The organism is uncultured Fluviicola sp. (assembly GCF_902168135.1).
In the GTDB taxonomy this organism is placed as follows: domain Bacteria; phylum Bacteroidota; class Bacteroidia; order Flavobacteriales_D; family Crocinitomicaceae; genus Fluviicola.
The window spans coordinates 1-12,461 of sequence record NZ_CABHOL010000028.1 but is presented as its reverse complement, the minus strand read 5'-3'; the positions used below and the strand labels follow the sequence as shown (position 1 = coordinate 12,461).

7 protein-coding genes are annotated in these 12,461 nt (G+C 36.9%); all 7 read left to right on the top strand.

The annotated features are described in order from the left end of the window. Window positions 1-280: 280 nt before the first annotated feature. On the top strand, window positions 281-1,711 hold the full coding sequence (locus tag QZT69_RS11485; protein WP_294674218.1) for a DNA cytosine methyltransferase: 1,431 nt from the start codon (window positions 281-283) through the stop codon (window positions 1,709-1,711). Continuing rightward, window positions 1,708-2,763: a DNA cytosine methyltransferase gene (locus tag QZT69_RS11480; protein WP_294674215.1), complete on the top strand. Its 1,056-nt coding sequence runs from the start codon at window positions 1,708-1,710 to the stop codon at window positions 2,761-2,763. Before QZT69_RS11485 ends, QZT69_RS11480 begins: the two co-directional genes overlap by 4 nt. A 2-nt stretch (window positions 2,764-2,765) precedes the next feature. Beyond that, on the top strand, window positions 2,766-3,764 hold the full coding sequence (locus tag QZT69_RS11475) for an HNH endonuclease (RefSeq protein WP_294674213.1): 999 nt from the start codon (window positions 2,766-2,768) through the stop codon (window positions 3,762-3,764). Then, window positions 3,745-5,226 carry an ATP-binding protein gene (locus QZT69_RS11470; RefSeq protein ID WP_294674211.1) on the top strand — a complete coding sequence of 494 codons (1,482 nt, stop codon included), beginning with the start codon at window positions 3,745-3,747 and terminating at the stop codon, window positions 5,224-5,226. The genes QZT69_RS11475 and QZT69_RS11470 overlap by 20 nt, the downstream gene beginning before the upstream one ends. Beyond that, window positions 5,219-9,073, top strand: coding sequence for a Z1 domain-containing protein (locus QZT69_RS11465; RefSeq protein WP_294674209.1), 3,855 nt, complete (start codon window positions 5,219-5,221; stop codon window positions 9,071-9,073). Before QZT69_RS11470 ends, QZT69_RS11465 begins: the two co-directional genes overlap by 8 nt. 7 nt (window positions 9,074-9,080) lie before the next feature. Further along, window positions 9,081-10,877 carry an AAA family ATPase gene (locus tag QZT69_RS11460; protein ID WP_294674207.1) on the top strand — a complete coding sequence of 599 codons (1,797 nt, stop codon included), beginning with the start codon at window positions 9,081-9,083 and terminating at the stop codon, window positions 10,875-10,877. Between the two features lies 1 nt (window position 10,878). Then, on the top strand, window positions 10,879-12,461 hold a 1,583-nt coding region (locus QZT69_RS11455; RefSeq protein WP_294674205.1), incomplete at its 3' end, for an AIPR family protein.

Genomic DNA, 12,461 nt, shown 5'->3' with positions numbered 1-12,461 from the left:
AGTCATTTTCTGTCATTTACAAAAGGAGATGAAAAAAGCACAGAAGGAGATGAAAAAAACAGTCCAATCCGATTATTGACAAAACTCAATAATGAGAGGGTGGTTATTTAATAAGGCAAAACTTATAATATTTAAATACATCAAAAGCAATATTTCTTATATTTATCGCTTGAATCACATTCATTAATTTGAGAGGACCAGGCAAATTGCCAGTTTAAAGCTTTTTGTATTAAAAAGTGACAAAAAATTAAAGATGCTTCCTATACAGAAAACAAATTAAATGCTTGAATTCTACTATAAATATCATCGAAACAAATTCAAGCATAAAGCCACTAAACTTGCTGAAGAAATTGAAAAAATCCTTCAAATTGAAAGCATTGTAATTCAAAATGCCAAAAAGAATGAAATTTCCGAAGTATATAAAGCTGGGTTAAGTGATTCGCTTTTTCAGAGACTTAATCATATCTACTTCACTCTTCGAAAGAATAAAGCTAAAAACCATCCCGTTTTATGGAAATATCTACCTGAGTTAAAAAAAGAACCCGATGGTGAGTTGTTATTTGCAGATTTCTTCAGCGGAGCAGGAGGACTAAGTCAAGGACTTATAAATGCTGGCTTCAAACCAGCTTTCGTCAATGATAATTATTTGGATGCTTTAGAAACCTATTACTTCAATCACAATCTCTCGCTGGATCGTTTTTTTCATGGTGATATAGCTGAAATCGTTACAAACATTGACCTATTCTACCCGCTTCTTGAAAAAATAAAACTGATCGCGGGAGGACCTCCATGTCAGGGATTCTCCACCGCAAATAGACAAAATTTCAAGATTGATCAAGCAAGTCAAGAGAAACGATTTATCGATGATGAGCGCAATGTATTATACAAACACTTTGTTCAGATCTTAGGAATTGTAAAACCTGAATTTTTCATCATGGAGAATGTACGCGGAATGCGTAAAGTAGAAAATCAAGTTGAAGAAGATATACGCCTAGAAACTAACCAAGAATACTTTTTTACACCATTGATTCTCGATGCTAAAAACTTTGGCGTTCCCCAAAGCAGAATCCGCTACATCCTTATTGGAGGCAAAGATGTATTCAGTATTGAACAGATAAAAACACGTTTGCTAACAGGCAACTATAACGGACAAGGGTACAAACTCGGAGATGCACTTTTTGGATTACCCGAGATTGGTACGAATCCGAATAAATTGAATATTGATTATGAAAGTGATGATAATGGTTATACAGTTAATGGCATTACCGTTGAACAAAATTATTTTTTAAAGGATATCAATAAAGGAAAGAGCAGTAAATATCTTTGGAATCACAAATCTCGTTACAATAACGACAACGATTTGGAGATATTCCGCCGTCTTCCTGAAGGAGCAAATTCTTTACATGAGTGTATTCAAGATATTCTTGTTTACAAAAATCGTGAACACATTTTCAAAGATAAATATTACAAACTGAAACGAGACGAAGTTTCAAAGACGATAACTTCTCACATGAAGTTTGATTGTCATATGTATATACATCCCGAGCAACCAAGAGGATTGAGTCCCAGAGAAGCAGCACGTATACAAACGTTTCCGGATGACTATGTTTTCAGAGGAAATCTGAACAGTTGGTACAAACAAATCGGCAATGCAGTTCCAGTAAAACTTGCTGAAACCATTGCCCTTGAAATAAAAGATTTTATTGAATGAGATACGTAGAATTATTTTCGGGAATTGGCGGATTTAGACGCGCAGCAGATCTTCTTGAAAGAGATACCGGTATCGATATGAATTGCATTGCCTTTTCAGAAATTGACTCACATGCACTGAAAACATATGAGAGTAACTATGATCTAAATGGAGAACTCAGAATGAACAATGTGATGGACTTCACCTCTAGTGAGGAAAATTTGCAAACGCTCCCAGAGTTTGATTTGTTGCTCGGAGGTTTTCCTTGTCAGTCCTTTAGTTTATTAGGAAAACAACTTGGTCTTGAAGATGAACGAGGGAAAATTTTGTTTAGTGTTCATGAGTTATTAGCCAAAAAATCACCAGAATTTATTGTTCTTGAAAATGTTCGGAATATTTTGCAACATGACAAAGGAGCTACTCTTGAAAAAATTCTTGATTTTTTCAGAGAGCATGGATATAGATATGTAAACTATGTGTTGCTCGATTCACAAAATTTTGGATTACCACAACGGAGAGCAAGAGTTTTTTTTGTCTGTAGTAAAAGAGCTCTTGATCTCGAACTCACAGAAGGAGCAATTGCTGAAAATTTTAGATCGATTCAGGATCATTCCTTACACATATTTAATGATGTACTAGAAGTTTTGGATAAGAAAGTAGATAGTAAATATTACTTATCGGAAAAAATCAAACACACAATTCTAGCAGACGGATCAAAAAATTTCAGAAGTAAGTCTCAGATAGACTTAAACATTGCCAGAACCCTAACAGCAACTATGGTAAAAATGCATAGGGCATGTCAAGACAATTACTATTCTGATGATTTTATTCAACACAATCATTCTCATAAAGAAACAGATAAAGAAGTACTTTATACGACCCCAGTTAGAAAACTTACCCCCTGGGAAGCTTTGAAGTTACAAGGTTTCGGAAAGGATTTTTATCAGAATGCAATTGCTTCAGGCGTAAGTGAACATCAGTTATACAAACAGGCAGGAAATGCTTTAAGTGTGAATACAGGATATGCGCTACTTCACTATTTATTTGTTAATCAGCAGATTCAAAATCAATAGTTATGAAGAATCCAGATTGGAATAGAAATGAATTGATACTTGCGCTCAACCTTTATTTTAGTTTGAGTTTTGGACAGATGGATGGTAAGAATCCCGACATCAAGAAATTGAGTAATCTCCTTTCTTTATCGAATCTGAATTCTGGATTTTCAAGAAGTATAAGCAGCGTTTCTCTGAAGTTAGCAAATTTTAAACGAATAGATCCGATTTCTTCAAGTAAAGGAATGACTGGTGGTGGCAAACTGGAAAAAGATATTTGGAATGAATTTTCAGGAAAGAGAGATCAATTGAAGGATGTCGCAGATACAATTAAAAAAGATATTTTAGAATCGCGAAAAAGGATGTTCATACAATGGCTTGAGGGTGGTCTAAAACCAGATGGGACTTCTTATCAACGAAACACAATTCAGACATATGCTAATCAAGTTGATAACACTATCTTCAGTGAGTTTGCTATAAACAAGCAAGATCGCTCCCTTTACGAAGTAACAAACATTGAAGAACTAGAGGTCATCAGTATGGAATTACATATAGGTGAAGATAATAAGCGTCGAAAGGATCTTAGAAGTGCTTTTCAGAGCTACTTCAGATTTATCCTAAACACAACTGATCAAGAAATTGAAACTGATCAATTTCAGAAGGATGAAGAAGGCGAAAGCCGAACAGAAGGAGGTAGAAAAGTATATATATCTAGTAAACCGGAAAGAGATCCTGCGCTTAGAAAGAGGGCTATTAAACAACATGGTACAACATGTAAGGCATGTAATTTCAATTTCGGGGAAATATATGGAGATTGGGGAAATGGTTATATCGAAGTCCACCATTTGACACCTCTTGGCGATAACGAAACAGGAGAAAGAATGACCAATTCTTTGAATGACCTTATCGTACTCTGTGCCAATTGTCACAGGATGGTGCACCGCCGAAAAGGAATAACCCTTTCTCTGGAAGAACTGAAACAAAAAATTAATCGTGCAGCCTATGGAAGAGAGGAATTATGAACAGATAAGAAAACAAGATGCTGCTCCACCAGCTGGATCTATGATGGAGAGTCTTCGTGATCTTGGTTATTCTACAGAAGCCGCTGTGTCTGATATCATAGACAATGCAATCTTTGCAAAAGCAACCACAGTATGGATCAATTTTATCTGGGATGGCAACAAGTCACGTATTGTTTTTAAGGATGATGGAAATGGAATGTTTGAAGAAGAGCTTATTCAAGCGATGCGTCCAGGTAGTCAAAGTCCTGCATCCGCAAGAGATTTAAGTGATCTAGGACGTTTTGGTCTTGGATTAAAAACAGCTTCACTGTCTCAATGCAGAATGTTTACGGTTATATCTAAAAAAAAGTCAGAATCGCTTACCTTTTGGAGATGGGACTTAGATTATGTGACCTCTCCTAAAACAGAAGGGTGGACAATTCTGAATGTCGCGGAAAAAGGAGACATTGAACTGATCGAAGAAATGGATCAGGGAACTTTGGTATCTTGGGATTATTTAGACCGGATAATTGAGTTGAACAAAAAGAAATATACGGAAGATTATTTTTATTTAGTTGCTGAAAAAGTAAAAAGACATATTGAAATGGTCTTTCACCGGTATTTGGAAACTGGGAAACTCAAAATCATCTTTAACGATATTCCGGTTAAAGCTTGGGATCCATTCCTGCGGGGTGAAACGGCAACCCAACCATTTCCGGAAGAAATTATGGAAAATGGTTCTATAAAAATAAAGGCCTATATCCTTCCGCACCGATCAAAACTGGACGAATCCGTATGGATAGATAACGAACAACGAGAAGGTGGATGGGATGCTTTGCAGGGCTTTTACATTTATCGAAATGAACGCTTACTACTTGCTGCAGACTGGCTAGGAATTACACGTAAAAAATCTCATTACAAATTAGCCAGAATCATGATTGATTTACCAAACAATGTTGATCATGAATGGCAGATTGACATCAAAAAATCCAGAGCAAGACCTCCGCTAACTTTGCGTCCGCAACTGAAAGCTATCGCAATGAGTGTAGTTACTCAAGCTGAACAGATTTTTAGGCATAGGGGGAAGCAAATCCAGCGATCATTAACTGGAGATTTCTCATTTGTTTGGAAAGAAATAGTAAAAGATGGTCGATATTTTTTCAGAATCAATCTAGAGCATCCTGTTATTGAAAAACTCTTGAATGAACTTCCCGACAAGAAAAAAGAAATTCAGAAATTGCTCAAGATAATCGAAGAAACAGTTCCCGGTCCCGCTATAATTGCTAAAGAAAATGAATTTCCGGATAACATGCTCAAACCTTTCGAAAAAACAGCAGATATAGAAATCATTTCATTGATGAAAGAACTTGCTGTCGGATGGAAACAGCAAGGGATGAGCGACGAACTAATTAAGCGAAGATTACTTATGACAGAGCCATTCAGTGATTATCAGCAATTAATAGAAACATTGGATTATGAGTGATCAGAAAGTTTTGGAACAGGCGCAGAAAATCTGCCGGAATCTGCTGGATCTTGACCCACCTGAGACAGTCGAAAAAATAAATGATGTCATTAAAAAAGTCTGTCAGTTACTTTCATTAAGTAATGAGGATAAGGAATTACTATTTTCAAGATTGGTAGAAGTCACAGGAGTGTCTCAAGAAGCTCCTCGGATTCTGGATAATGACAAGATTGAACCGTGGGTTACTGAAAAATGGTCACAAAACGCATCATCAAGACGATTTTGGAGACGTTATCAGACTTATCTAGAAGATGATAAAAAAATAGCTCCTAAAGTGATTTCTCGTTTGGATGAACTAACAGACAATATTTTAGATAGATTAGCTGATCCTGATGCTCACGATGAATTTGACAAGCGAGGATTAGTTGTGGGGCATGTTCAATCCGGAAAGACATCTAATTATGTTGGACTAATTACGAAGGCGGCAGATGCCGGTTATAAATTGATAATAGTCCTTGCAGGTATTCATAGTTCGTTACGAAGCCAAACCCAATTGCGAATCGACGAAGGATTTCTGGGATATGATACTGAAACAAGTCGGAGTTTTATCCAGTCCAATAACCGTATTGGTGTGGGTCGATTAGACCCAACTGTTCCTGCTCACTCATTAACGAGCAGTGCATTAAACGGCGACTTTCGGAAAAATGTAGCTGAGACTATCAACTTGAATCTCAGAGGGACTGATCCTGTAATTGTAGTAGTTAAGAAAAACAACGCTGTGTTAAAGAACTTGATACAGTGGTTATCTGCTAAGGTCGGGGAAGATGTTTCCGGAACGGATCACAAAATCATCAATCACCTTCCAATGTTATTGATTGATGATGAGGCCGATAATGCATCTATCAATATTAGTAAAAGCAGCGTTTCTTCCATTAATGGATCAATCCGTGCATTATTGTGTTTGTTTCGAAAGAGTGCCTATGTGGGATATACGGCAACACCTTATGCTAATGTATTTATTCCACTTCCAAAAGATGAAAAGGAACCTGGAAAAGGACTGAAAATTATTGTCGGTAATAAAGATTATCCGGTCGGTGAAGATTTGTTTCCAAGGGATTTTATTGTCAATATCCCCCCTCCTTCCAACTATATCGGACCAGAGAAGTTTTTCGGAATTGTCAGTGAAGATCAACAATATGAAAGTGCATCTGATGAAGAAGATGAGATTGTTAAGAATTCACTACCAATTCATTTATACGAACCAATTCATGATAATCAGCCAAAAGATTATTACGATAGTGAAGTAAGTAGAGAAAGTATTCGTGGAACCAACTTCAATTATATTCCGGATGGGCATAAAAAAGACGATGCAAAACCACAAGAATTACCTGATTCTTTAAAAGAAGCCATTCAGTATTTTATCCTGTCTTGTGCTGCCCGACGCGCAAGAGGGCAAGTGAATGTACATAATTCAATGTTGGTGCACATTACACGTTTTATAGATTGGCAAAACCACATCGCTTTGAAAATCGAAGAGGAGCTTTTTCGCTATAAAAACAGAATTGAATTTAGGAATCGCGAATTCTTGGAGGAGTTGAAAACATTGTGGGAACGCGAATTTATTCCTAAAACGCAGGAAATAATATCACTCCCCGGCTTCGGCGATTCAGGAATGACATTGATAAATTGGACCGAACTGGAACAGGAATTGCTTCCAGCAGTAACAAAGATCAGAGTACGTGCTGTTCATGGATCAAAATTACTCGGAGGACTGGAACAAGAGAATATACAACCACTTGATTACTATGAAAATCAGAAAAAAGGACTTTCGGTAATTGCTGTTGGAGGAAACAAACTATCACGTGGACTTACATTAGAGGGCTTGACCGTAAGTTATTACTTACGGGCTTCCAAAATGTATGATACACTCATGCAAATGGGTCGTTGGTTTGGATATCGTCCAGGTTACCTGGATCTCTGTCGCTTGTTCACAACGGGAGACTTAGTAAGCAATTATAAACACATTACAGCTGCAACCGAAGAGATGCGGGCGGAATTTGATCGTATGTGGCTCTTAAAAAAGAAACCCCGTGATTATGGTTTGAAAGTCAGAGCGCATACAGGAGTCTTAACTATTACTGCATCCAATAAATTCCGCTATAAGAAGATGATGTCCTTTGGTTTCTCAGGAAATCTGGAAGAAACCTGGCAGTTCGATAAAACACGAAAGGACTTTTTCGAACAAAATCATTTGATCACTCAACAACTTATCAAAAAGCTCGGAACTCCAGATGGTGTTGCGAATGAAAGCAAACACCTCAAGAAGCAATCTCTGGTCTGGCGGGGTCAAAATAATTTCAGAAACGTGATCGAGTATCTTACGGCATATCAATCATCTCAGCCATCTTTCCACACAGGTTTGCTAAGGGAATATATAGAAAAACAGGCTCTAAATAATAAGCTTATTAACTGGACCATTGCTTTGATTAGGAATAGCAGTGCCAATGATGAGAACCAGGTTATATTCGGAGACCAGAAAATAGGCCTTTCCTTCCGGAAAGACGATTCTGAAAAAACATCGTCTTACTATGAGCTGACAAAGGCGCACATCATCGGTAACTTTCACGAATACATTGATCTCAATGACGACCAATTGAGCAAGGCCTTTGATGAAACCATTAAAGACAAGATTGAAAGCGGAAAAGAGACTTCCACCGAGCATCCTAGTCCTTTACGTATCCGAAAAAACAGGAACGAAGCTAACGCCTTATTATTGATTTACCCATTGAACCCAAAACCTCGCACAGAAGATTCTGCATATAGTGATGTTCCGATTATTGGTCTAGCGATCAGCTTTCCATACATGGAGAACGAAGAAAAGGTTCTTTATGCCGTAAATGAAGTTTTTCAGGAACAATTGTATGATTATCCAGAAGAGATGGATATGGATGATATCGATCCTGATGAAGATGACCTTGAGAAGAGTAATTCAAACAGGAAAAGTTCTCTAAGTGAAAAAACATTTAGGAGTCTCATTGAAAACAGTTATCAGAATGTTTTGAAAGAAACTGATTTTCATAGTGGTTTAGTTCCATACTATCCTGGAAATGATGAATTGAGTGAGGTACTTAAATCACATACAAATGTGATATTAACTACTGAAAAAGCATCTGGATTAACCTCCGTACCATTTTATGCAGAGAAGGAGATTCAGCAGTTCTACTTGAATGACCCTACTTCGGTTATAGTTAAAACTGAGCAGGATTTTACAGAAAATGAACATTATATCGTCGGTCTGAAACGTTCAAAATATGTTACATTTTGCTATCATGATCAACCTGCTGCTTTTCCAGATAGTTGCTGGGTAATACGCTCGGAATCTTCAAAGGCACGGTTTCTCTCAGCACTTTTCAATTCAACCTTATTTGGAGCTTGGGTACGAGTGAACGGTGAGCAGAAAAAAGACACTTATTTTATTAAAAATGAAGTGCTCTACAAGTTTCCACTTGTTTATCCAGAAGAAAATCAGTTGTGGTTGTATGATCATCTGTATGAATTAATGGTTGCAGCAGGCAGAAATGAGCAAGCTTTAGGTACTGGTACAATCAGATCTTATTTTGCTGCTATGCTGGATGCATTGATTTTCTGCACGTATTTTTCCGAATCCATGCAGCAGGAAAAACAATCATTATACGAATCCTTCGAATCTATTATTCCGAAAGACTTACCAATAAAAGAAAAAAGAGCTGCCTTGGCAGAAGAACTGTTTAAAGTACTTTACGACAGAGATCATTCTGTGCGTAAAACGATCTATTATCTGGATAGCCATGAAAAAGTAAAAAGTATAAAAGCCGTGTTTACCCAATAATCCTAAAATGAAAATTAGCCGAATCACTATTAATAACTACAGAGCTTTTTACAATGAGAAGGAAGAAGCGCATTCTAAATATTTCATCAACCTCAAGGGTGGAAAGAATCTCTTGATTTATGGTGAAAACGGAAGTGGAAAAAGTTCCTTTTACAAAGCGCTGAACGATCTGTTTAGGGCATCAGTTGAATCGGATTATCACTTTACTAAGAATGTCTTTTCTCAAGAACTAGAATTAGATGAAGAACCTTTTATTCAAGCCGATTTCAAAAAAGAAAACGAAGAAAAAACATTTTCTTTTTCTAGCGATATACATCGGACACGTGTAAACGATGAGCTTCTTCGTTCTGTTGCTCGTGGCAGAAGTTTTATGACTTACAGGGAATTATTACGCGTCCATTTTGTTCAAGATCCTCAAGTGAATCTATTTGATTTTTTGTTTGCAATGGACGGGCTTTTGGCTGACCTTCCTACCCCTGTCTATTCCAGACCAGAAACAAACCTAAAAATGAATGCTTTGTTAGAGGTTGTCCGGACAAGTCCTGACGAAATAAATCTCAAGGATTTTACCCAAAGCGCCAATCAAATATTAGCAGATCTGAATGAAACATTGAATCATTTACTCCATTATTTTGATCATTCAATGGAGGTGTCTTTTTCTCAACTTACGGAAGAATCATTAAAGAAAAGTAGGCCCGAAATAAAGGTAAACGTATCTTATTTCGGAATAGACTTGAATCAACAAAGAGAACAATATCATCATTTTCTAAATGAAGCCCGTTTATCTGCCTTAGCGGTATGTATATTTCTTGCAGCACACCTTTCCGTACCTTCCCCTGATTACAAGATTCTTTTTCTAGACGACATCTTTACAGGACTTGATAATTCTAACAGAATTCCCTTGCTAGACATCCTGACAAATCCAATTATTCAAGGAACAGTATCAAAAACCTTCATCGATCACCAGATTTTCTTAACTACTTATGATCGACAATGGTATGAACTGGCCAAAAACCATTTGGGAAACAATAGATGGCATTTTCAAGAAATGTATATTGACCGTCACTCAAAAGGCTTTGATCTCCCCGCATGGTTACCTGGAGAAGATGATATAGAAAAATCCAAGTATTACTTTAGGATGAAGCAATATGCTGCCTGTGCCAATTATCAGCGTAAAATTTGTGAAGGATTGATAAAACGTTTCTTACCTGACTACAAGAAGTATGATGCACTTTCAAGCGGCGACATTGTAGCTGTTTCAAAGTTAGATACGCTAATCTCAAGACTTGAATCATATCTTAATGAAAATGGCTTCACATTCGATCCTTTTGAAAAATTAAAAAGTTGCTTAAGAGTTGTCATGAACCCTTTATCGCATGATGATCTCGATAGTCCTGTTTATAGAAGAGAATTAGAACTGGTGTTTGAAATAATTGATGAATTGAAAAAACTGAATAATACAATTCTATTAGAAGCTGGAAGAAAGATATATTGGAAGAAAAAACACGCAAAGACAGGTGTTGAGCGTGAGTATATTAGTGAATTAACATCTCCAATACGATGTATAGAATACGATGGTGAAAAGAAAATATTGAAATTTAATATCCTTCCATTAACTGAAAAAGACACTAATAAAACAAAGACAAAAATTAGTTATGGAGGATCATTTGAAGAAGTTCACCAAACTTTTTGTCACTCACTTTCTATTGATTCATCATCAATTGATCCGTTCAAAGAATTCCATTGGAAGAATGGAAATAGTTACGAATCCTTAGAAAGATTAATAAACACAAAAACTGAATAAAATGTCTGCCACTAACACTGAAATAAATCGCTTTAGGACTGAGTTACTACAAGATATATCTGATCTGATAGAATCTGATAAAACAGGAGGTATTCGAGAGGAAAAATTCACAGAAGTAATTCTTGAATATATGGAAGAAGCTGGAGAAACAGAAGCTGCCATACCATGCCGTGAAATACGTGAAAACAGTATTGGAAATCGAGTACACAAAATAAATGGTTACGCTCTCAGCGAAGGATATGAAACCGTGGATCTCTTCATTACGATTTTCAAAGGAACAAGCGAATTAGGCAGATTGTATGCTGATGATATTAGAGCCGGTATTAATCTTTCTACCCGTTTTTTGCAGAATATACTAACTGGAAAAATGGAAGGAATCGAAGAAACGGCACCTGTCTTTGATTTTGTTCAAACAATGCATCAAATTAGCAAAGATATAGTGAGAGTGAATATTTACGTCCTGTCCGACATGCTTATTCCCACAGAAGTTCCAGACCCATCAGAAATGGGCGATCTACAGATCCACTATCACTTTCGAGACATTGAATATATCCACCGAATACATACATCAGGAACAGGTAAACAAGCCATTGAAATTAATTTTACTGAATCATTCGGAGAAGCGATTCCGTGTTTGCCAACACCAGAGAAGAATGAGGATTATGAATCTTATTTATGCGTTATTCCTGCTAGAATTCTTGCCTCCATTTATAAAGATCATGGGGCACGTCTTTTAGAACAGAACGTGCGAACTTTTCTACAATTCAGAGGAACAATCAATAAAGGTATTAGAGATACAATTCTGAGAGAACCCCATATGTTCATGGCTTATAACAATGGTATTTCAGCTACTGCCGAATCCATTGAAATTTCCGGGGACAGTAAGTCAATTGTTTCGATAAGAGATTTCCAGATTGTCAATGGGGGTCAGACAACAGCTTCCATTTTTCAGACTCAGCGAAAATATAAGGATGCCAACATAAATGCTGTTTGTGTACAGGTAAAATTGACAGTTATTCGCGATCTGGGGAAAAAGCCGGAAATCGTGTCATTAATCTCCAAATATGCTAATACTCAGAACAAAGTCTCCGAGGCAGACTTTTCATCGAATCATCCATTTCATATAGAACTGGAGTATTTATCTAGAAAAGTCTGGACTCCTGCAAGCTCAGGTAAAAGTCAAACCCGCTGGTATTATGAAAGAGCTAGAGGGCAATATAACGATGAATTATCTCAGATAGACCGCAAAGCTCAACAGAAAAAATGGCTTGCAAGAAACCCGAAACATCAGAAATTTGCCAAAGAAGATCTCGCAAAATTTGATATTACATGGGAAATGGGACCTTGGTGGGTAGTTCGCGGTCGTCAACGGAATTTTATAGAATTTATGAAATCTGCAGATGAAACTGATGTAAGTAATAACTATTATGAAGATCTAATTGCAAGAGCGATTTTATACAGAACTGCAGAACGATTGTACGGAACGGGGGCAAAAGCTATTGGGGATTTAAGATACATGGTCGTTCCTTATACACTTTCCCTATTGAGGCATCTGACGAACGGACATCTTCATCTTCAGAAAAT

Excerpts from the sequence above, each read along its gene's own strand:
- QZT69_RS11485 (WP_294674218.1), top strand. The coding sequence starts at position 281 with ATGCTTGAATTCTACTATAAATATCATCGAAACAAATTCAAGCATAAA.
- QZT69_RS11475 (WP_294674213.1), top strand. The coding sequence starts at position 2,766 with ATGAAGAATCCAGATTGGAATAGAAATGAATTGATACTTGCGCTCAAC.
- QZT69_RS11470 (WP_294674211.1), top strand. The coding sequence starts at position 3,745 with ATGGAAGAGAGGAATTATGAACAGATAAGAAAACAAGATGCTGCTCCA.
- QZT69_RS11460 (WP_294674207.1), top strand. The coding sequence starts at position 9,081 with ATGAAAATTAGCCGAATCACTATTAATAACTACAGAGCTTTTTACAAT.
- QZT69_RS11465 (WP_294674209.1), top strand. The coding sequence starts at position 5,219 with ATGAGTGATCAGAAAGTTTTGGAACAGGCGCAGAAAATCTGCCGGAAT.
- QZT69_RS11480 (WP_294674215.1), top strand. The coding sequence starts at position 1,708 with ATGAGATACGTAGAATTATTTTCGGGAATTGGCGGATTTAGACGCGCA.